This window comes from Pseudorhodoplanes sp. (assembly GCF_059499825.1).
On the sequence record NZ_JCABZI010000018.1, the window covers coordinates 209,198 to 228,501 of the forward strand.

General features: G+C 63.5%; 21 protein-coding genes and 1 tRNA gene. 12 read left to right on the plus strand and 10 right to left on the minus strand.

Features of this window, described 5'->3' with window-relative positions; genetic code table 11:
• Positions 1–358 precede the first annotated feature (358 nt).
• The 3 genes from AC5I5I_RS22560 (at position 359) to AC5I5I_RS22570 (ending at position 3,019) form a co-directional block, all read left to right on the plus strand.
• Entirely contained in the window at positions 359–1,414 is a 1,056-nt protein-coding gene (locus AC5I5I_RS22560; RefSeq protein ID WP_495976813.1) for a threonine aldolase family protein, read from the plus strand.
• A gap of 78 nt (positions 1,415–1,492) precedes the next feature.
• Positions 1,493–2,461, plus strand: coding sequence for a hypothetical protein (locus tag AC5I5I_RS22565; protein ID WP_495976815.1), 969 nt, complete (start codon positions 1,493–1,495; stop codon positions 2,459–2,461).
• Between the two features lie 186 nt (positions 2,462–2,647).
• On the plus strand, positions 2,648–3,019 hold the full coding sequence (locus AC5I5I_RS22570) for a DUF2147 domain-containing protein (protein WP_495976817.1): 372 nt from the start codon (positions 2,648–2,650) through the stop codon (positions 3,017–3,019).
• A gap of 102 nt (positions 3,020–3,121) precedes the next feature.
• Here the strand turns inward: AC5I5I_RS22570 and AC5I5I_RS22575 are convergent, their stop codons facing one another.
• Positions 3,122–3,595 carry an Hsp20 family protein gene (locus tag AC5I5I_RS22575; protein ID WP_495976819.1) on the minus strand — a complete coding sequence of 158 codons (474 nt, stop codon included), beginning with the start codon at positions 3,593–3,595 and terminating at the stop codon, positions 3,122–3,124.
• A 311-nt stretch (positions 3,596–3,906) separates the two neighbouring features.
• On the opposite strand from AC5I5I_RS22575, the gene AC5I5I_RS22580 reads away from it, so the two are divergent.
• Entirely contained in the window at positions 3,907–4,851 is a 945-nt protein-coding gene (locus tag AC5I5I_RS22580; protein ID WP_495976821.1) for an alpha/beta hydrolase, read from the plus strand.
• 7 nt (positions 4,852–4,858) lie between these two features.
• Here the strand turns inward: AC5I5I_RS22580 and AC5I5I_RS22585 are convergent, their stop codons facing one another.
• From AC5I5I_RS22585 to hisN, 4 genes are all read right to left on the minus strand, one after another.
• Positions 4,859–6,094, minus strand: coding sequence for an adenylate/guanylate cyclase domain-containing protein (locus tag AC5I5I_RS22585; protein ID WP_495976823.1), 1,236 nt, complete (start codon positions 6,092–6,094; stop codon positions 4,859–4,861).
• Between the two features lie 35 nt (positions 6,095–6,129).
• The gene (locus AC5I5I_RS22590) at positions 6,130–6,852 is read right to left on the minus strand and encodes an alpha/beta fold hydrolase (protein ID WP_495976825.1); all 723 of its coding nucleotides are present in this window, start codon (positions 6,850–6,852) and stop codon (positions 6,130–6,132) included.
• An 81-nt stretch (positions 6,853–6,933) separates the two neighbouring features.
• Positions 6,934–7,881 carry a helix-turn-helix domain-containing protein gene (locus AC5I5I_RS22595; RefSeq protein ID WP_495976826.1) on the minus strand — a complete coding sequence of 316 codons (948 nt, stop codon included), beginning with the start codon at positions 7,879–7,881 and terminating at the stop codon, positions 6,934–6,936.
• Positions 7,882–7,946: 65 nt separating this feature from the next.
• Entirely contained in the window at positions 7,947–8,729 is a 783-nt protein-coding gene (gene hisN / locus AC5I5I_RS22600) for a histidinol-phosphatase (protein ID WP_495758522.1), read from the minus strand.
• Between the two features lie 142 nt (positions 8,730–8,871).
• Between hisN and AC5I5I_RS22605 the strand changes: the two genes are divergently transcribed.
• Positions 8,872–10,131 (plus strand): MFS transporter, encoded by a 1,260-nt coding sequence (locus tag AC5I5I_RS22605; RefSeq protein ID WP_495976828.1) that lies wholly within the window; start codon positions 8,872–8,874, stop codon positions 10,129–10,131.
• Positions 10,132–10,357: 226 nt separating this feature from the next.
• Here AC5I5I_RS22605 and AC5I5I_RS22610 read toward each other — a convergent pair whose 3' ends face one another.
• Positions 10,358–11,242: an N-formylglutamate amidohydrolase gene (locus AC5I5I_RS22610; RefSeq protein ID WP_495976830.1), complete on the minus strand. Its 885-nt coding sequence runs from the start codon at positions 11,240–11,242 to the stop codon at positions 10,358–10,360.
• A gap of 272 nt (positions 11,243–11,514) precedes the next feature.
• On the opposite strand from AC5I5I_RS22610, the gene cpdR reads away from it, so the two are divergent.
• Positions 11,515–11,886, plus strand: a complete 372-nt coding sequence (gene cpdR, locus AC5I5I_RS22615; RefSeq protein ID WP_495976832.1) for a cell cycle two-component system response regulator CpdR — start codon at positions 11,515–11,517, stop codon at positions 11,884–11,886.
• A gap of 75 nt (positions 11,887–11,961) precedes the next feature.
• A complete protein-coding gene (locus AC5I5I_RS22620; protein ID WP_495976834.1) occupies positions 11,962–12,636 on the plus strand; it encodes an alpha/beta hydrolase in 675 nt (224 codons plus the stop codon).
• On the opposite strand, the gene AC5I5I_RS22625 is transcribed toward AC5I5I_RS22620, so the two are convergent.
• The 3 genes from AC5I5I_RS22625 to AC5I5I_RS22635 form a co-directional block, all read right to left on the minus strand.
• Complete coding sequence (locus AC5I5I_RS22625; RefSeq protein WP_495976836.1) at positions 12,637–14,244, minus strand: phytoene desaturase family protein; 1,608 nt, start codon at positions 14,242–14,244, stop codon at positions 12,637–12,639.
• A 15-nt stretch (positions 14,245–14,259) separates the two neighbouring features.
• Complete coding sequence (locus AC5I5I_RS22630) at positions 14,260–15,600, minus strand: APC family permease (RefSeq protein ID WP_495976838.1); 1,341 nt, start codon at positions 15,598–15,600, stop codon at positions 14,260–14,262.
• Positions 15,601–15,684: 84 nt separating this feature from the next.
• Positions 15,685–16,464, minus strand: a complete 780-nt coding sequence (locus AC5I5I_RS22635; protein ID WP_495976840.1) for an SAM-dependent methyltransferase — start codon at positions 16,462–16,464, stop codon at positions 15,685–15,687.
• Positions 16,465–16,666: 202 nt separating this feature from the next.
• On the opposite strand from AC5I5I_RS22635, the gene AC5I5I_RS22640 reads away from it, so the two are divergent.
• A tRNA-Val gene (locus AC5I5I_RS22640) sits at positions 16,667–16,741 on the plus strand.
• A gap of 175 nt (positions 16,742–16,916) precedes the next feature.
• On the opposite strand, the gene AC5I5I_RS22645 is transcribed toward AC5I5I_RS22640, so the two are convergent.
• A complete protein-coding gene (locus AC5I5I_RS22645) occupies positions 16,917–17,189 on the minus strand; it encodes a hypothetical protein (RefSeq protein ID WP_495976842.1) in 273 nt (90 codons plus the stop codon).
• 327 nt (positions 17,190–17,516) lie between these two features.
• Between AC5I5I_RS22645 and AC5I5I_RS22650 the strand changes: the two genes are divergently transcribed.
• The 4 genes from AC5I5I_RS22650 to AC5I5I_RS22665 all read left to right on the plus strand — a co-directional run bounded on the left by AC5I5I_RS22650 (position 17,517) and on the right by AC5I5I_RS22665 (position 19,181).
• The gene (locus AC5I5I_RS22650) at positions 17,517–17,753 is read left to right on the plus strand and encodes a hypothetical protein (protein WP_495976844.1); all 237 of its coding nucleotides are present in this window, start codon (positions 17,517–17,519) and stop codon (positions 17,751–17,753) included.
• Between the two features lie 115 nt (positions 17,754–17,868).
• Positions 17,869–18,123, plus strand: coding sequence for a hypothetical protein (locus AC5I5I_RS22655; RefSeq protein ID WP_495976846.1), 255 nt, complete (start codon positions 17,869–17,871; stop codon positions 18,121–18,123).
• Between the two features lie 203 nt (positions 18,124–18,326).
• Positions 18,327–18,452: a type B 50S ribosomal protein L36 gene (gene ykgO / locus AC5I5I_RS22660; protein ID WP_495976847.1), complete on the plus strand. Its 126-nt coding sequence runs from the start codon at positions 18,327–18,329 to the stop codon at positions 18,450–18,452.
• A gap of 159 nt (positions 18,453–18,611) precedes the next feature.
• Complete coding sequence (locus tag AC5I5I_RS22665; RefSeq protein ID WP_495976849.1) at positions 18,612–19,181, plus strand: tetratricopeptide repeat protein; 570 nt, start codon at positions 18,612–18,614, stop codon at positions 19,179–19,181.
• Positions 19,182–19,304 lie beyond the last annotated feature (123 nt).

The following is a 19,304-nucleotide window of genomic DNA, read 5'->3' on the forward strand; positions in this document are numbered from 1 at the left end:
CTGCTCGGAGCGGCAGCCCGGACCTGCCCATCGGCACGCCCTTGCGGACTGCTTCGAAGTCGGTGCCTCGATGCCGAGCCGCACCGCGCACCCCCGGTCGGCAGGGTGGCTCGCACAACCCGCCGCCTCGACTTCCTGAAGTGGGACAGCAATGCTGTCCTATCGCATCTTTGCCAAATTTTCGCCCAGCCGACAAGAGGTGGGCCAAGCGACCCTGGCATTCTTCCAACTTTATTCTTTCCGCCGACGCGCCCCGTAACAAGTAGATTCTGGGGGGCGGGTGAGCCAATTTTGCCCGGTCTCTGCTATCGGTCGGCGACCGGCCCGCCGGGCCGCGGCAGCAAACGGGGATTTTCTGGTGAATTTTGCCAGCGACAATACCGCGGCGGCGGCGCCCGGCATCATGGATGCGCTGCTGCGCGCCAATGACGGTTTCGCGCTCGGCTATGGCAACGACGCGCTGACCCGGGATGTCGAGAAGCGGATCGGCGAGTTGTTCGAATGCGACGCCGCCGTGTTCCTGGTGCCGACCGGCACCGCGGCGAATGCCTTGTCACTGGCGCATGTGACGCCGCCGTGGGGCGGGGTGCTGTGCCACGAGCAGGCGCACATCATGTCGGACGAATGCGGCGCGCCGGAATTCTTCGGCGGCGGGCTGAAGCTGATCGGCCTTCGCGGCGCCGGCTGCAAGCTCACCCGCGACACGGTAGCGGCCGCGATCGCGCGCTATTCCGGCCATGTGCCGCATCAGGTCAACGCGTCGGCGCTCTCGATCACCCAGGCAACCGAGGCCGGTACGGTTTATCGCGTCGACGAGGTCGCGGCGCTGAGCGAGGTCGCGCATGCGCATGGACTTGCGGTGCATATGGACGGCGCGCGTTTCGCCAATGCGCTCGCGCGCATGAATGTGACGCCGGCGGAAGCCACCTGGAAAGCCGGTGTGGATGTGCTCTCGTTCGGCGCCACCAAGGGCGGCGCCATGGCCGCCGAGGCGGTGGTGTTCTTCGATCGCGAGCAGGCGGACTTCATGCCGGAGCGGCGAAAGCGCGCCGGGCATCTGCTGTCGAAACACCGCTTCCTTGTGGCGCAATTCGAGGGTTATCTGAACGACGGCTATTGGCTCGCACTCGCGCGGCACGCCAATGCCATGGCCGACCGGCTGGCGGACGGCCTGCGCGCTTGCGGCGTTCCCATTGTGTGGCCGGTCGACGCCAATATCGTGTTCGCGCTGCTGCCTCAGGCGCTGGACGCGAAACTGAAGGCGGCCGGCGCCGCCTATTATGTGCGTCCGAAGACGCTCGCCGGCGATGACGTTGCGATTGCGCCCGATCAGATGCTGGTGCGGCTGGTCACATCGTTCGCGACTGTGGAAAGCGAAATCGAAAAATTCGCGAGCCTGGTGCAAAGCGGTTGAAATTCCGCCGTAGCGTCGCCCCAATCACGCAGCACCTTCGCTGACGGGGATTGATCTTGCCTCCCTGGGAGGGGCGACTTGAAACACACACTCATCATTGCAGCGTTCGCGGTTGCGATGGCTGCGACGCCGTCAAAGGCGCAACCGGTGGCGGCCGATCTGCTGCCGGCCTACGAAGTGTCGACCATCGTTGCGTCGATGGGGCTCCGTCCGGTCGGACGTCCGGCCTGGAGGCGCGGTCGCTATGTGATTGCGGCCGTCGACGGTTACGGCCGCGAGGTCAACGTTGTGCTCGATGCACGCGACGGGCAGGTGCTGGCGGTGCGTCCGCTCGGACGCGGGCGCTTCGGTCCGCCTCCGCCGCCCGGCTATGGTGGCCAAGCACCTTACGATCCGATGGACGGCCGGGCGCTTCCGCCGGGTGGACCGTTCCCTGATGACGACGAATTCTTCGACAACGACCGGCAACAGGGTTCGCTGTCGCCACGCGCGCCGTCACGCGAGGTTGCGCCGGTGCGAGAGCCGTCGGTGACCGGCAATGTCGCGCGTCGTGCTCCGGCGGTGCGCAGGGATGCTGCGCCGAATGACGCCACACCGGTGCCGCGACCGCGTCCGGCGCTGGCGCGGGCCAACGACCCCGGCACCCAGCCGGCTGCATCGGTTACACAGCCGGCCTCTGCCGCACCGGCTGACGCTAAGCCTGCCGACGCCAAGCCTGCTGACGCCAAACCTGCGGCGGCGCAGAAGCCCGGCCAGGCTGAAGCCAAGGCCGAGGTGAGCCCGGATGCGCTGAAGCGCGATGCCGGCAAAGCCGACGGCGCCAAGACCGAGGGTGCCAAAACTGAAGGCGCAAAGCTCGAAGCCACAAAGCCTGAAGCCGCAAAGCCTGCGGTCAAGCAAACGCGCGCGGCGCCTGCAGCTGCAACCAAGCCCGAGGCGGCAAAGAAACCGCAAACGGCAGAGCGTGAGATCCGTGTCATCGATCTCAGCAAGCCGAAGGACGCAGCGAAGCCCGCGGACAAGCCGGGCGAGGCGATCCGGTTCTAAACTGCGAACCGCAGGTGCGTGCGCCAACACACGAACCTGCGGCGCGTTGTTTGCTGCTGCTGCTGCTGTGACCAATTCGTCGTGCAGCCCGAGAACGCGACCGCATGCCGCCAGCATTTTAATACGGCTTGAAACCGCGAACGTAGGTCGGCCGTAGCTGGCGCGTTTCGGCATGACGGGGGCGACATGATCAGGTTGAAACCACTCATAATGGCAGGCGCAATCGCGGCTCTACCAAGCTGCGCTTTCGCCAATACCCTGCTTGGAGATTGGCAACGCGGGGACGGCAATGTCCGCATCCGGATTGCCGCCTGTGGCGAGTCCCTGTGTGCCACAAACACTTGGGTGAAGGATTCAGGAAGCGGCGAGAAGGTTGGTGAGAAGCTGATCTTCGCGGTCACACAACAAGGCGACGGCTGGGCCGGCTCCGCCTACGATCCGCAGCGAAAATTGACGATTTCGACGAAGCTGAAGGTGATCGGAAAACGCCTCACATCGCGCGGCTGCGTGTTGAGCGGCGTGATCTGTCGCTCCGTTGACTGGATGCGTCTGGACTAGCGTTCACGGAGCCTGGACTGACGCTCAAGCGATGCTCACATGAAGTAAAGCGCCCCGGTTGCCCGGGGCGCCACTTCTTCTTCGACGTCAGAACGCAGCCGATCAGGCGGCGACCCGGGTCTCGACCTGGCCTTCGATGGCCTTGTCGCCGGACTTGCCATTGATCGGAATCTGGCGCGGCTTCTTGGCCTCCGGAATGACGCGGACGAGGTCGACGTGCAGGAGACCGTTCTCGAGCGCGGCGCCCTTCACCTGTACGAAATCGGCAAGCTGGAAGACCCGCTCGAAGGCGCGTGCAGCAATGCCCTGATACAGGACCTCGCCGGATTTCTCTTCCGTCTTGGCCTGCTTCTCGCCCTTGATGGTGAGGGTATTTTCCTTCAGCTCGATATTGAGCTCGGACTCTGCAAAGCCCGCGACCGCGACGCTGACGCGGTAATCGTTCTCGCCGGTCCGCTCGATATTATAAGGCGGGTAACCGGGGGCGCTTTCCGCGCTGGTCTGGTCGAGGAGGTTGAACAGCCGGTCGAAACCGACGGTCGAACGATAGAAGGGGGTAAGATCGAAGTGACGCATGGTATGTCCTCCTTGAAGCGACATGTGCAATCGGATCCTCCCGAATGGGCCGGACCCTTAAGGTATTGCGCCGCCTTATGGCCGGCGCACCCTTGATCTAGGAAGCTGCGTTTTTTCGTCAAGGGGTGGCGAATTTGAGAAAAATCAACGGCTTATAAAGTTGTCTGGATTTGCCCCCAGTTGTTCGCGCAGGCCAATTGAGACTGGCCCGGCCCCTGCTATAACGCCGCACCCGCCGCCCCCAAGGAGTGGCGCATGATTCTGTCCGGCGAATCTTTGCCCGCGTCGCCGGCTCGTGCGCATGTTCCCTCATGAAACTCATTTCGATTCCCGCCAATCCGGTGCCTGAGGATGTCGTCTCCGGTACGCTGAAGACGCCGGATCGCATCGATCTGCGGTTCGCGCGCTGGGCGCCTCCGGCGGGACGCAAGGGCACTGTCTGCATCTTTCAGGGGCGCGCGGAATTCATCGAAAAGTATTTCGAGACCGCCCGCGAATTGCGGTCGCGCGGCTTTGCGGTCGCGACCATGGACTGGCGCGGGCAGGGGATGTCGCAGCGCACCTTGCGCGATCCGAAAAAGGGCTATGTCGAGAGCTTCCGCGAATACGAGACCGATCTCGAAGCCTTCATGCGTGAGATCGTGCTGCCGGATTGCCCGCCGCCTTATTACGCGATCGGCCATTCGATGGGCGCGTCGATCCTGACCCGCATCGCCTATCGCGGCTATCAATGGTTCGACCGCATGGTTCTGTGCGCGCCGTTGATCAGCCTCGGGCCACAATTGCTGACGCCCTTCGCCAAGCCGGCGGTGTCGCTGCTGAACGGCATCGGCATGGGCACGTCTTACGTCCCGGGCGGCAGTCCGATAGTGGTGGCGTCGCAACCGTTCCTCGGCAACGTGCTGACATCCGATCCGGTGCGTCATGCTCGCGCCGCTGCTGTGCTGGAGGCGGAGCCCGCGCTCGGCCTTGGCTCGCCGACCAATGCCTGGGCGTCGGCAGCGTTCGCGATGATGAAGGAGTTCGAGAACGTCAATTATCCCGGAAAAATCCGCCAGCCGATCATGATGATCGCGGCGGGCCGTGACGTGACCGTCTCGACGCCGGCCATCGAGCAATTTGCCGGACGGCTGCGGGCGGGCTCGCATCTCATCATTGCCGGCTCGCGGCACGAGATGATGATGGAGACCGATCGCTACCGCGCACAATTCTGGGCGGCGTTCGACGCCTTCGTGCCCGGCACGCCGCTGTATTGAGGCTGCGCTATTGGATGCCGCCGCCCGGCTCCAGCGTGAACAATTCCTGAGGGCGCTCGACCCCGCGAAGCGCGTAGCGCCCGACCGACACCAGCCGGCCGCGCATGCCGTCGACGGCGGCGAAGGCTTGCGACACCAGCACCGGCTGCTCCACTGACCGGCACATGGTGGCGATGCGGCTGGCTTCGTTCACCGCCGGTCCAACCACGGTAAAGTCGAGCCGGTCGAGCGATCCGATATTGCCGTAATAGACTTCGCCGACATGCAGGCCGAGATACATATCGGTGACCGGCAGCAAGCCGTGAGCGCGTCGGGCATTCAGCAGGGCCACCTCGCGCCGCGCGTCGGCAGCGGCACTGAGCGCCGCACCGCAGGCATGGGCGCGATCCGCAGCAGTGAAAATCGCGAGGATGCCGTCGCCGATCAGTTTGAGCACGTCGCCGCCATGAGCATGGATCGCCGACACCGCGACCTCGGCATAATCGTTGAGCAGCGGGATCACCTGCTCGGGCGCGGAATCGGTCACCCGCGTGAAGCCGCGGAGATCGCTGAACCAGATCGCGGCGTCGATGCGATCGGCGACGCCGCGGATGATGCGGCCTGAGAGCACGTGGCGCGCAGCATCGCGGCCGAGATAGGTTTCCATAAGCGTGCCGGTCATGCGGGTCAGCGCGAGGGTTTTCACCGCCAGCGCGAGCGACGGAACGAGGCGGGCGAGCGCCGCAAGATGGTCTTCCGAAAAGCCGCCGGGACGCCGGGTCATCCAGCTCGAATAGACCGCGTCCATTTCGCCGATCACGCCTTCGGCGGCAAACCGGTTGACGATGGCCGCGCCGCCTTTCATTCCCGCGTCGATATAGTCCTGCATGACCGGAAACCACGCGGTATGCGCCTCGGTCAGCCGCATCAGCGTCTCGCCGGTCTGCAGCATGTGGAAGAACGGGCTGGCCCGCCAGCTCGCCGCCGCCCGTTCCTCTTCAGCCCCGAGCACGAGACCGTCCGGCAAGGCGGTGCGGCCATATTCGACGACACCCGGCTGTGACGGATCGTGCCCCCAGCGGAACAGCCGGCCTTCGTAGACCGGGTGCAATGTGTCGATCAGCACCAGACAGCGATTGACCGGCAGGCCGATGGCGCCGGCCCGTTCGCAAAAGCCGGCCACCAAAGCGTCTTCGGCGACGCCGTTCAGCCCGGCTTCCGCAAGCCAGACGGTGAGTGCGCTGATGTCATTCTCGGCGATCATGCGGTCCTAGTTTGGGCCGCATGCGTCAGTCGAAGTCAATCCCGGCCCGCTTCCACGAACTTGTCGGCAAGCAATTGCGGATTTGTGAAGATCGCCTCGTGGCTGCCGGGCATCTGCACCAGGCGGTAGAGGCCAAGCCGCGATGACATGCGCGGATGCCAGCCCCATTCGCCCGGCGGCAGCGCGATGTCCTCGGTGCAGTTGAGATAGCTCTTCGGGATCTGCAGCGAATAGAAGGTCTTCAACGGCACCTTGTCAGTGTGGCTGCGATGCGGTGTCGGCGACAGCATCTCATAGGCCTTGCGGGAGAGCGCGTCGTCGGCATCGTTGATGAAGGCGTCGCGCCAGATCGGGTAGGGCAGCATCACCCCGCCGTCGGGCTGCGCCACCGCGTCGAACAATTGCTTGTAATGCGGCGGGACATTGTCTTCGAGACTCTGGCCGTCGAGCAGCACGAAGGCATTCCAGAATACCAGCCGGCGAACGCGATCGGCGACCTGCTCGGCGACCGGCTGGATTACCGTGCCGCCGAAGGAATGCCCGACCAGAACGAAGTCGCGGATATCCTTCTCCTTGATGAAATCGACCAACGATTTCACGCAATCGGCATGCGTTACGTCCTTGCGATCGTTGGGCGCGTGCCCGGCCACGGTCGGCGCGTAGGCTTTGTGACCGGTCTCTTCGAGGCGCTTGATCACGGGCTGCCAGGGCCGGTTATCGTGCCAGGAGCCGTGGACGAGGACGAAGGTGTAACCCATGGTGTTCCCCCTCTGCTTGTCATTGCGGAACGATGCACGAGGGCGCAAAAGCCGCGCGACTGTCCGTGCAGTGTCTTGCGCCTAGCCGTGCAATGTCTTGCGGAACAGGGTGGGGGCGATCCCGAAGCGCTGCCGGAAACGCCGCGCAAAATGACTGGGGTTCGCGAAGCCGCTGCGCCAGGCGATGTCCGAAATCGAAATCCGCGCAAAGCGCCGGTCTTCCAGCAGCGCCTTCGCGCGGTTCAGCCGGGCCTCGATCAGCGCCGCGCCGAAGCTCGTGCCGCCCTTTGCCAGCACCAGATGCAGATAGCGTTTTGAAATTCCGTGCGCGGCGGCAACCGCGGCCGGCTCGAGCGCGGGGTCGGCGCTTTGCTCCGCGATTGTGCGGGTCAGCCGGCGAATGAGTGCGCCGCCATGCGGGGAAAGGTCCACGTCTTGATGGCCGGTGGCGAGGGCCAGCATAGCGCCGATCTGGTCGGCGACGACGCCGAACGGCAGCACAATCCGGTCGAGCGCATCGGGTCGCAGATTGCCGAGCGCGCTCGCAAGCGTCGCACCCCATGGCGAGTGATCGGCAAGCGTGATCACGGTCGCGTCGTCCGCTTGCGGCAGCCAGGTCCGCAGCCAGCGTTGCGGGATCTGCACCGACAGGCAGTGGTTCTTGTCGGGCAGCGAAAAACGGTACGGCTCGCGGCTGTTGACCAGCATGCAATTGCCGGGGGCGATAATCGCTTCGCGGCCGCCTTGCGCGACGCCCATGTGACCGCCGTGCATGTATAGAAGGTAGAAGAAATTCTCGCGGCTGCGCGCGATTGCAGCGCGGCTGCGCCAGACTTCCTGCGGGTCGGTGTCGACGAAGTTCAGATCGATCGGGCCGAACTGGAACTTGGTCAGTTGCGCTGCGAAGTTTTCGCGATCGCCGTCCGCCTTCATTTCGAGAAAGGCTTCGCAGATCGCCTCGATCCAATAGCTCAGCCCCATGCCTGGGGCGGCATCGTCAGTCGACCAGAAACCGTCCGGTGCGGTCATGGCGCGCTCGCAAGCTTGGGCGAGCAATTACGCCATAGCCTCCGGGGCGGCACAAGCGAGGTCTGCTAGCTCTTCAGAAGCTCCAGCGCCGCGGCATGGACGCGGGCGTCGCCGGCCGCGATCACTCTCCCGCCAAGCGCCGCCGGTCCGCCGTCCCATGAGGTGACGACGGCACCGGCGCCGGCCAGGATCGGGATCAGCGGCAGGATGTCGTAGGGCTTCAACTCGGTCTCGATCACCAGATCGATATGTCCCGCCGCCAGCATGCAATAGGCATAACAATCGCCGCCGTAGCGTGAGAGTTTGACCGTCGCCTCGACCTTCCGGAAGGCGGCGCGATCCGTTTCGTTCATGAGCAGCGGGCTGGTGGTGAACAGGATCGCATCCGACAGGCCGGTGCAGGAGCGCGACCGCAGGCTGCGCTTTCCGGCCGGCCCGCGATAATCGGCGGCGAGGCCGTCGCCGGAAAACGTCTCGCGCATGAACGGCTGATGCATCAACCCGAAAACGGGTTCGCCAAGCCGCGTCAGTGCGATCAGGGTGCCCCAGACCGGCATCCCGGAAATGAAGGACTTGGTGCCGTCGATCGGGTCGAGCACCCAGACATATTCCGCATCGGCACGTTCGGACCCGAACTCCTCGCCGATAATGCCATGCTCCGGGAAGGTCTGTCGGATCAGCGTGCGCATCGCCTGTTCGGCGGCGCGGTCGGCGGCGGTCACCGGATCGAAGCGGCCCGCCGGCCCCTTGTCGTCGATGCCGAGCGACGAGCGGAAAAACGGCAGGATGGTTTCGCCGGATACCGCGGCAAGCCGGTCGACGAATGCCGCAAAATCGATTGCCGTCATGTGTCCGCCGCGCCCCGTTACCGCTTTCACCTATCGAATAGTTGCAGAGCGGGCAACCGAACCTCTGCACCTGCGTGGGTTGCCCGACGCGCGCGCGCGTGCGACCAGAACCGCCCTGCACAACCGCTCAAGGCCGGGAACCATGTCAGCGGAGGCGCGCCCGATATCGCTCGCAACCCGCGAGACCGTCCTGCTCGTGGCGGCGCTCGGCGGCATTTATATCGTCAGCCAGTTCCTGCGGAACTCGGTCGGCGTCATCGCGCCCAATCTGGCGAGCGAACTCGGACTGTCAGCCTCCCAAATCGGATTGCTGGCCAGCGTGTTCTTCTTTTCGTTCGCGGCCGCGCAAATCCCGCTCGGGGTCGCGCTCGACCGCTATGGCCCTCGCAATTGCATGCTGGTCTGCGCCGCGATTGCGATCCTCGGCACCCTGATGTTTGCGATGGCTGCGTCGCCGGTCTGGCTGATTGTGGCCCGCGTGCTGATGGGGCTGGGCTCGTCCTGCTATCTGATGGCGCCGCTTGCACTCTATGCGAAGCGTTATCCGCCGGACCGGTTTGCGACCCTGGTGGGCCTCCAGATCGGTCTCGGCACGCTCGGGACCCTGCTGGCGACGGCGCCATTTGCCTTCGCGGTCGCGCTGATCGGCTGGCGCATGAGTTTCGTCGCGATCGCAGTGTTTGTGCTGGTTGCAGCGCTACTGGTCTCGGTGGTGGTGCGGGAGCAGGCGGACGATCGCCCGGCGATCCGCGAGACCTTGCGCGACAGCCTGCGCGGTACGCTCGAGGCGACGCGGGTGCCCTCGTTCTGGCCGGTCTTTGCGATGCAATGCGCCGGCTATTCGAGTTTCGTGATCGTGGTCGGGCTGTGGGGTGGCCCCTATCTCACGCATATCTACGGCTTCAGCCTGACCGAGCGCGGCAACATGCTGTTCGTCGCGGTGGTGGCTCAGGTCGTGGGATCGTTCCTGTGGGGGGCGAGCGACAGGCTGTTCAAGAGCTACAAGCGCCCGGTGCTGATGGCGCAGCTTCTGACCGCCATGGCCATGGGGCTGGCCGCCTGGATCGGGATCTTCCCGCCCTGGGCGCTCCCCTTGTGGTTTATCGCTATCGGATTTTCCACCGCGGTGCTGTCGGTTCTGATCGCGCACGGCAAGTCGCTGTTTCCGCCCGCCATGGTCGGGCGCGGAATCACACTGATGAATATCGGGACGATGGGAGGCGTGTTCGTGTCCCAGTCGATTACCGGATTCATTATCGACCTGTATCCGTTAGCGAGCGACGGGTATGCGCTGGATGCATATCGCGCTGTATTCGCTTTCCAGGCAGGGCTTATCCTATTGGTTTTATTGATTTATTCGTTCTCGATCGATACCCGGCGACATCCCCGGTCCTGGGGATAGGACAGTGATACTGACGTTTCCCCTTGCTTTTGGTGCGGCGCAATGCAATATTGCTGCAGCGCGGCAATGTGCCTTGCACATTCCCGCCGCCCTCCTTGGGCGTTTCCTCCCTAGACTTGGGCCGCTAGTTCGCTAGCGGCCCTTTTTCTTTTGGGGCGCAGCAGCGGCCGCAAAGCCATACAGAATACGGTTTGCAGCGAGCGCGTTCGCGCGAGCGATGCCGAAGCTATTCGGCCGCCGCGCGATAGGGCCGCAACTCCTCGAGCGGGATCGCGGCGATCTGATCGGCAAGGAATTCGATATCGCCGGCGAGCCGGCGGAAATTTGCGATCCGCTCGTGGCTGCGCTCGTCCATGTACAGCGCACGGTTCAATTCGATCTGCAGCGCATGCAGCCCGGCGGATGGATTGCCGTAATGCTCGGTAATGAACCCGCCCGCATAGGGCTTGTTGCGGCTGACCGAATAGCCGAGCGAACGCAGAACCTGTTCGGCGGTATCCGCCACCGGTGCGACGCAGCTGGTGCCGTAACGGTCGCCGATCACCACATCCGCGCGCGGCCGGTCGTCGCGCGATCCGGTCGCCGACGGCATCGAATGACAATCGACCAACACGGCGGCGCCGAAATCGGCATGCACGCGGGTGAACAGTTTGCGCAAGGTCCGATGGTACGGCTTGTACAGGCTCTCGATACGGCGGAGCGCGTCGTCGACCGAGATGCGCTGGTCGTAAATTTCCTGGGCGTCGCCAACCACGCGGGCGACCGTGCCGAGCCCGCCGGCGACCCGCATTGAGCGCGTGTTGGCGAAGGACGGCAGCCGTCCGTCGAACATGCGCGGATCGAGCTCGTAGGGTTCGCGATTGACGTCGACATAGCAGCGCGGGAAATGCGCCCGCATCATCGGAAAGCCGCGCGTGACGACGCCCGCGATCAGTTCGTCGACAAAGGAATCCTCGCTCCGCCGCAAGGTGGCATGGTCGAGCCTCGCCGCCATCAGGAACGCGCGCGGATAGACCGAACCGCTATGCGGCGAGTTGAAAACCACCGGGCCACGCCAGTGGTCCGGCTCAATCACGTCGTAAGGCGGGTCGAATTCGTCCGAAACGGTCATTAACACCGAAATCTTGCGGGCCGTTGTGCAGACGCAACATAGAGCGCTAGGGCGCTTTTCGGTATCCCTTTTCGGGCCCGGGACGCATTTATTGTGCGAGTTTGACCGCCGAAGGCCCAGCTTTCACCCGATATTTACCGGGCATCGCGCTAATGGAACAGGGGCAGGGAGATCGCGGTCGCCGTTTGCGGCGGCGCCATCTTGCAATCTCACGCCCGCAGATAGAAGCTTCCAGCCGGCCGCCCCGGCGGATCAAGAGATCGGTTGAGTGTATGAGTAACGATCTGCCGAAAATCCTGCTTGCCGAAGACGACACTGACATGCGCCGTTTTCTGGTCAAGGCGCTGCAGAATGCCGGCTTCAACGTTGTATCCTATGACAACGGGCTTTCAGCCTATCAGCGGCTGCGCGAAGAGCCGTTCGAACTGCTCCTCACCGATATCGTGATGCCGGAAATGGACGGCATCGAGCTGGCGCGCCGTGCCTCCGAACTCGATCCCGAAATCAAGATCATGTTCATCACCGGCTTCGCCGCCGTGGCCCTGAACGCGGATTCGCAGGCACCGAAACACGCCAAGGTGCTGTCGAAGCCGGTCCATCTGCGCGACCTCGTCAACGAGGTGCAGAAAATGCTGGCGGCCTGAAAAGGCAAATTTCGGTTCTTGAGTCGGTCATCCCGCTTTGCTTAAAGTTCCCGCGAATTTTCGAGGGGACTGAGAATGACACGCATCACGCGCCGAGACTTCACCACCTTCGCTGCTGGTGCGGCACTGACTGCGCTGCCGTTGCACACGGTGTTCTCCCAGCAGCGGGCACCGCATAGCCGCGCGCCCGCGCTTCAGGTCGAGCAGGCGCAGATCTATCTGATCCGCGGGCTGTTCGGCGTATTCTCCAGCGGCATGGATCAACTGGCGGCGCAATTCAAGGCGCAGGGCTATGCCAATGTCTCGCTCTGGAGCTGGACCGATGTCGATCCGATCGCCCATGACATCATTGCCGGCCATCAGAATGGCGACAACGCGCATGTGGTCCTGATCGGGCATTCCCTCGGATCGAATGCGGTGGTGCAGGTCGCCGACCGTCTGGCGCAGGCCGGCATCCCGGTCGATCTCGCTGTGACCTTCGACATCACCGAAGGCCTGCAGGTGCCGCTCAATGTGCTGCGGTTCGAGAACTTCTACCAGAATAACGGTTTCGGCCGCCCGGCGATCGAGCCTGCGGGCTTCACCGGCGAGTTTAGCAACATCAATCTGTCCGGCGACACCCGGCTCGACCACGGCAACATCGACAATGCTCCGCAGTTGCAGCAGATCGTCATGAAGCAGGTCTACGATATCACCCACACGCATGTGCGCACGCGGGTGGCGAAGCGGAAAGAGCCGCGGCAGGGATAGCTAGATCCGCCGTTTCAAATCCCCCGCAACCACCTTCGCTGCATTGTGGCCTGGCGCGCCGGTGACGCCGCCGCCGGGATGGGTGCCGGAGCCGCACAGATAAAGCCCTGCGACGGGCGAGCGATAATCCGCATAGCCCAGCATCGGCCGTGCCGAGAAAATCTGGTCGAGCGACATCGCGCCGTGGAAAATGTCGCCGCCGATCAAACCGAAGTCGCGTTCGAGATCGAGCGGCGTCAGCGCCTTGCGTGCGATCACGCTCTGCTTGAAGCCGGGTGCGTATTTGTCGACGGTCGCGATCATCAGATCGGCGACGGTGTCGCGGTGGTCGTCCCAGGACGAGCCGTCCGGCAGTTGCGGCGCGACATGCTGGCAGAACAGGCTCGCGACATGCTGGCCCTTCGGCGCCAGTGAATCGTCGAGCGTTGACGGGATCAGCATTTCGACGATCGGCTCGCGGCTCCAGCCGAATTTGCGCGCGTCGTCATAGGCGCGATCCATATAGGCGAGGGTCGGCGCCAGGATGATACCGGCGGTGTGATGGTCCGCCAGCTCGCGGCCGGGCAGGGCTGTGAAGCTTGGCAATTCCGACAGCGCGACATTCATGCGGAAAGTGCCCGAGCCGCATTTCCAGTGCTTCACGCGCGCGAGAAAGGCGGGCGGCAGTGCCGTGTCCGGGATGAGCTTGTCGTAAAGGAGCCGCGGATTGAGATTGGAGATGACCGCGCGTGCCCGGATGGTTCGGCCATCGTCAAGCACAACGCCCGTGGCGCGGCCTTTCTCGATGATAACTTCGCGCACGCCTGCATCGGTTTCGATGTCCACGCCCTGGGCACGCGCCGATTTCGCCATCGCCTGGGTGATTGCACCCATGCCGCCGATCGCATGACCCCAGATGCCCTTCTTGCCGTTCACCTCGCCGAAACAATGGTGGAGCAGGACGTAGGCGGATGTCGGCGTGTAGGGGCTGGCGTAATTGCCGACCACGGCATCGAAGCCGAGCACGGCCTTGATCGGATCGCTTTCGAAGAAGCGGTCGAGATACTCGGCGGCGGATTTGGCAAACAGGTCGAGCAGCGCGCGCTGGCGCTCCGTGTCGAGCTTGCGCAGCCGCTTGCCGACGAAAGCGAGCCGCAGCGCTTCGCGGAACGAGCGCGCGTTCCAGCCCTGCACCAGATTGGGCGGCTGCTGCAGGACGAGATCGCGCAGCACATCGGTGATAGCGTCGAGTTCCTCGCCATAGGCGTCGTAGTTTGCCGCATCCTTGGCGCTGAACTTGGCGATCTCGGCCTTGGTGCGCCCTTCGCCGGTGAGCAGATAGCGGCCGTCTTCAGTCGGCAGGAAATTGAGCGCGCGACGCTCCACGACCTTCAGCCCGTGCGCGGCGAGATCGAGATCGCGGATCACCTTCGGATTGAGCAGGCTGACCGTATAGGCCGCGACCGAATTGCGGAACCCCGGATGGAATTGCTCGGTCACCGCCGCGCCCCCCACGACGGACCGGCGCTCCACCACCTTCACCTTCAGCCCGGCCATGCCGAGATAGGCGGCGCAGACGAGGCCGTTATGGCCGGCACCGATGATCAGGGCGTCGTAGGTCTCGGGCAAGCAAACCTCGGTCAGTTAGGCTGTGCGCCTGCCTTTCACGAGGAAGGCCAAGGGGACGCCCAGCAGGAGAACGCCAACGCCGATCCAGCCGAAGATATTGGCGTCCTTGCTGGCTGCATAGGCCAGACTTGAATAAAGCAGATACCCGCACATCAGGCAGAACAGGATCGGCGTCACCGGATAAAGCGGCACGCGGAACGGCCGTTCCCGGTTCGGATCTGTCTGGCGAAGCACGATCAAAGCGAGCCCGGTCAGCAAGATGAAAAACCAGAAGACCGGCGAGGTGTAGAGCACCATGCCGAGAAAGCCGTCCTGCGACATGGCGCCGAAAACGATCAGCACGAATGCAATCGCGCTTTGCACAACGATCGCGTTGCGTGGATTGTTACCCTCGACGTTCCATATCCGCAGCCGCTCGAGCGCGAGGTCCTGCCCGAGCGCGTGATAAAGCCGCGCGCCGGTAAAGATGCTGGCGTTGATAGTGGAGGCTGCGGCGCAGATCACGATGACGCTCAGGATGATCGCACCGCTTGCGCCGAAGGCCGCGCGCATGACCGATGCCGCGACGGCGTCGCTCTTGCGGATGCCGTCCAGCCCCAGAACATTGAGGTAGGCGAGATTGATCAGCACATACAGCACCGTCACGACCGCCGTGCCGATCAGGAGAATGCGGATCATGTCCCGCTTGACGTCCTTCAGATCGGCCGAAATGTAGGCCGCTTCGTTCCAGCCGCCATAGGTCAGCAGGATCAGCACCATCGCGAGCCCGAACGCACCGATGCTGAGGTCGGCCGCGGGCGCTGCCGCGGGCGCAACGCCGCCGCCATAGATGAAGCCGACCAGCGCGATCGCCGCGAGGGCGCACGATTCGAGCACCGTCAGGACGTTCTGTGCAGTCTTGCTCTCATACGTGCCGGCAAGGTTGACGAGCGTGAAAATGAACAGGCCGGCCGCGCCGTAGATCGCCGAGCCGTAAGCGCCGAGCGAATAGATCTGTTGCGCATAGTCGCCCAGGACGAAGCAGATCGCGGCAATCGCGCCGGTCTGGATCACGGTGGTGCGGGCCCAGGCGAACAGGAAGCCGACCCCCTTGCCGTAGGCGCGGGTGAGAAAATGATACTCGCCGCCGGTGGACGGATAGGCGGCCGCGAGTTCGGCATAGACCAGTGCGCCAATCAACGTGCCGAGACCGCCCAACACCCAGGCGGCGATGAACCAGAAATCGCTCGGCACGTTGAACGCCACGATCTGCGGCGTCTTGAAAATGCCGATGCCGATGATGACACCGACCATCATCAGCGCCCCGTCGGTGACCGAGAGGCTTGCGCGCGGAGCGCCGGGGCTTTGCGTTGTCATGACGATGGTCCTGCGCGCGGCGCAATTAAAAGAAGGACGCCGGAGCGTCCTTCCTGTTGTCGCTTAGGTTAAACCCTGGATTGCCTAGGCCTTCGAGGCCTTCCAGTTGTCGCCGGAGATCGAATCCCCCGACACCTTGCCGGTGAAGGTCTTGCCGTCCACCTTGAAGGAAATATCCGCTCCGGTGAGCTTGCCGTCGGTGATCTCGACGGACTTGCCGCCGATATCGGCCTTGCCGGTAAAGAACTGATACTTCTGATCGAGGTCGAGGGTCATTTTCTGCGCACCGTCGACCTGCCATTTGCCGCCGACCTTGGCGGGCACGATCCAGAAATAGACGTTGCGGCCGTTGACGTTCTCATGCACCTCCGGCTTCCAGTCGCCCATGTCGAAGGCATGCGAGACGATGCGGCTGCCGGGCTTCATGGTGTCGAGGATCTTGGGACGCAAACGCAGGTTGATGTCGGTGAGCAGATACATCGCCATCACGTCGGCTTTCGACAGATCCTGCTCGAACAGGTTGGCGATCTTGAACTCGACCTTGTCGGTGACTCCCGCCTTGGCGGCGTTCTCGTTGGCTTCCTTGATGCGCTGCGGGTTGATATCGACGCCGAAACCGCGGGCACCGAGCTTGGCGGCCGTGACAACCATGCGGCCATCGCCGCAGCCGAAATCGATCATGTAGTCGCCCGGACCGACCTTGGCGAGCTGAAGCATCCGATCCACCACTTCCTGCGGGGTCGGAACGTAAATCACATCGAGGCGCGGTTCCTGTTGGGCGTATGCGCTGCCGGCTACGGCTAGGCCCGCGGCAACGGTCAGGGCATAGACGGTCGAACGAAACGATACCAAACGCGAAATCATCAGCAGGCTCCCTGTGGGCAATGTGCGGTGGACGTCCCGGCCGTCGCCCGGGTTGGAACGCGTACACCTTAGGGCCGTTCCTTATTCCCTTTATGGCGGTTTTGGAACCGTTTGCGGCAGCGCGGGAAATAGAATGCCGTGCGGCAGCTTGCCTCAAGCCGGGGGAGCGACTATAGGGGCGCCTCGGTTTCGCAAGCGAAACGGGCGCGTAGCTCAGCGGGAGAGCACTACCTTGACATGGTAGGGGTCACAGGTTCGATCCCTGTCGCGCCCACCATTCGCAAAAGCCGATAAACGTCAATCGCTTAATCGCTCTCCAAGGTGGCGGCGGTTGGTGGTTGCCCGTATCTCCGAGGCAGCAAGTCCGCCTCGGGCGAGTCCGATCCTGACCAGACGCTTGTCGGCGTCTAGGGCTCTGACCGCGCCTCCCGCTCAGGCCGTAGCCTGGAAGCCTAGCGCTCGCCCATTTTCTTGATCGCGTCGGTCCCCGATTGAAGCATCAGGTCGTAAAGCTCTCCGTACCTGTCCATGGCGCGTTGGAGCAGATCGATGGTCCGTTGGTGATAATCCTCAATCGTCGGATCAGGATCAGTATAGGCGCGACGGATTGTTGCGATTTCGCCCAATCGACCCTTGGCTTCATCAAGATCGCCGTCCAACCGGCCGAGCAGCTTTTCAGCGAGTGCGTACTGAGCCTGTAGTCTGGACAGATCGATTTCACTCACGTGCGTCTCCTGTGGTGCGCAGTCAACGACGACCGTCGCTACAGTCTCATGAATTGGGTGCGGCCGATTATAAGACGTTTTTCTTCGTTTTGCCGACCAACGCGATTCGAACAAATCGCGGGTTAGGATCCTCAGCTGGTTTTTCCGATCGCTATGTCTGAATTGCTGCGCTGCATCACACGCTCCGCGGTTCCCGACATTCACTCGCGGTTCATCGCCTCTTACCCACAAATGGAACCGCTGCGGGCGGCCTGCCAATTGGGGGCGCCGCCTGTTGCCTGAAAAGCGATTTGCGGACGGAAAACGCCGCATCTAGGGGAGGTTTCCATGATGAAGATGGTGTCGAAAATCGCTCTTGTGGCGGCGGTCGCTGCGCTCGCGATTGCCGGTTCGGCTGGCGATTCGATGGCGAAGGGCAAGAAGAAGGCAATGGCAGCCTGTATGCCCGGCGCGCTGAAAACCGCGGCCTGCGGTCCGGCCGGATGCACGATGCAGCGCTGCTGGGCCGACGGGAAATGGTATCCGTCGCTGTTCGTGTGCATGCAGCCTTGGTGCCCGAAATAACAGGCCTGTCATCCCGATCTGATTGACGCAGGTCCGGCGCCTTGTCTGCGCGCCGCGATCAGCGTTCAGAACTGCCGTGAATCGTTGACTGTTGAACCGACTGGGGAGTCAATCAATGCTCAAGGTCTTGTCGAAGCTTGCGCTTGCGGGCGCTGTTGTGGGTCTGGCGATGGCCGGCACCAGCGGGGAGTCGATGGCCCGCGGCGCCAAGAAGGCGCCGCCCGCCTGCGTGCCGGGATCGGTACGGGTGACAAAATCCACCTGTGGCAAGTGGGGCTGCCATTATCAGCGTTGCTGGTGGACCGGCACGCAGACGGCCTGGCATCCGTCGGCGGCGTTCTGCGTGACGCCCTGGTGCCCGAAATACTGAGATTTTCGGAAGGGCCGCATGCCTCCGGGCAGGCGGCCCTTTTTTCCGGGCTAACGACGGTAATAAAACACCTGACTCCGCGCCGTTTGCGTTGACTTCCGTCCGTCACGTCCCTAGTTTCCGCGCGAACCCGAAATGACCCTGGCCGCGCTTTCGCGGCCATTTTGATGCGGCCCGCCCGCCGCCCGAGTTAGAGAACGGCCATGAAAGTCCGCAATTCGCTTCGCTCACTGCGCGCCCGCCATCGCGATAACCGCCTGGTGCGCCGCAAAGGCCGCGTTTTCATCATCAACAAGACCCAGAAGCGCTTCAAGGCCCGTCAGGGCTGAGGCCGCACCGGCTTGTTCTGACGCCATTTCACGCAGGCGTGACCGTATTGCAGGCTTGCCCGAGGCGGCGAGCGGCATAAGCTTGCGGGTATGCGAACGCTCCCGTTCCGGAAGGCCGGATCCCGAATTGTCGCCGCTGCGCTGCTTGGAGCGCTGGCGATGTCCAGTCCCGTGCTCGCGCAGGTCCGCAACCCGGATGGCGGCGGGAGCTTTGTCGAACCACCCCAGACGCTGCCAAAAGTGCCACGCGGGCAGGACATCGAGTTCCTGTTCGGTGCGCTGAAGGCGGCCCCGAATGCGGAGGCCGCCAAGGCGGTCGAAGGCCGGATCTGGGCGCTGTGGATGATCTCGCCGAGCGACACCGCCTCGCTGCTGATGAGCCGGGTCCGCCGTGCCGTCGAGGCCAAGAATATCGACCTGGCGGTCAAGCTTCTCGATTCCATCGTCGTGCTGAGGCCGGATTATATCGAGGCCTGGAACCGGCGCGCGACCCTGCATTACATGCAGAAGGATTTCACCCGCTCGATCGAGGACATCCGCCAGACGCTGGCGCGCGAGCCGCGTCACTTTGGAGCGCTGGCTGGGCTTGGCCTGATCATGCAGGAACTCGGCGAGGACAAGCGCGCGCTCGAGGTCTACCGCAAGGCCATCGAGGTCAATCCGCACCTGCCGCGTATTCCGGACCTCATCAAGTCGCTGACCGAGAAGGTCGAGGGACGCGAGATCTGATTATCCTAAGACGTGACGTCTGCGCGGGGTTGCCGCCGGGAACGGAACCGGGCACCGCGCCTTTACGTGCGCGCCAAGCGGCTGAGTTCAATTCACCATCTCGTTTGCGAGGCGCTCCCGCAA

Bases quoted from the DNA above. Each gene is read 5' to 3' on its own strand.
- AC5I5I_RS22570 (WP_495976817.1), top strand. From the start codon at position 2,648: ATGATCAGGTTGAAACCACTCATAATGGCAGGCGCAATCGCGGCTCTA.
- AC5I5I_RS22575 (WP_495976819.1), bottom strand. From the start codon at position 3,595: ATGCGTCACTTCGATCTTACCCCCTTCTATCGTTCGACCGTCGGTTTC.
- AC5I5I_RS22580 (WP_495976821.1), top strand. From the start codon at position 3,907: ATGAAACTCATTTCGATTCCCGCCAATCCGGTGCCTGAGGATGTCGTC.
- AC5I5I_RS22585 (WP_495976823.1), bottom strand. From the start codon at position 6,094: ATGATCGCCGAGAATGACATCAGCGCACTCACCGTCTGGCTTGCGGAA.
- AC5I5I_RS22590 (WP_495976825.1), bottom strand. From the start codon at position 6,852: ATGGGTTACACCTTCGTCCTCGTCCACGGCTCCTGGCACGATAACCGG.
- AC5I5I_RS22595 (WP_495976826.1), bottom strand. From the start codon at position 7,881: ATGACCGCACCGGACGGTTTCTGGTCGACTGACGATGCCGCCCCAGGC.
- hisN (WP_495758522.1), bottom strand. From the start codon at position 8,729: ATGACGGCAATCGATTTTGCGGCATTCGTCGACCGGCTTGCCGCGGTA.
- AC5I5I_RS22605 (WP_495976828.1), top strand. From the start codon at position 8,872: ATGTCAGCGGAGGCGCGCCCGATATCGCTCGCAACCCGCGAGACCGTC.
- AC5I5I_RS22610 (WP_495976830.1), bottom strand. From the start codon at position 11,242: ATGACCGTTTCGGACGAATTCGACCCGCCTTACGACGTGATTGAGCCG.
- cpdR (WP_495976832.1), top strand. From the start codon at position 11,515: ATGAGTAACGATCTGCCGAAAATCCTGCTTGCCGAAGACGACACTGAC.
- AC5I5I_RS22620 (WP_495976834.1), top strand. From the start codon at position 11,962: ATGACACGCATCACGCGCCGAGACTTCACCACCTTCGCTGCTGGTGCG.
- AC5I5I_RS22630 (WP_495976838.1), bottom strand. From the start codon at position 15,600: ATGACAACGCAAAGCCCCGGCGCTCCGCGCGCAAGCCTCTCGGTCACC.
- AC5I5I_RS22635 (WP_495976840.1), bottom strand. From the start codon at position 16,464: ATGATTTCGCGTTTGGTATCGTTTCGTTCGACCGTCTATGCCCTGACC.
- AC5I5I_RS22650 (WP_495976844.1), top strand. From the start codon at position 17,517: ATGATGAAGATGGTGTCGAAAATCGCTCTTGTGGCGGCGGTCGCTGCG.
- AC5I5I_RS22655 (WP_495976846.1), top strand. From the start codon at position 17,869: ATGCTCAAGGTCTTGTCGAAGCTTGCGCTTGCGGGCGCTGTTGTGGGT.
- ykgO (WP_495976847.1), top strand. From the start codon at position 18,327: ATGAAAGTCCGCAATTCGCTTCGCTCACTGCGCGCCCGCCATCGCGAT.
- AC5I5I_RS22665 (WP_495976849.1), top strand. From the start codon at position 18,612: ATGTCCAGTCCCGTGCTCGCGCAGGTCCGCAACCCGGATGGCGGCGGG.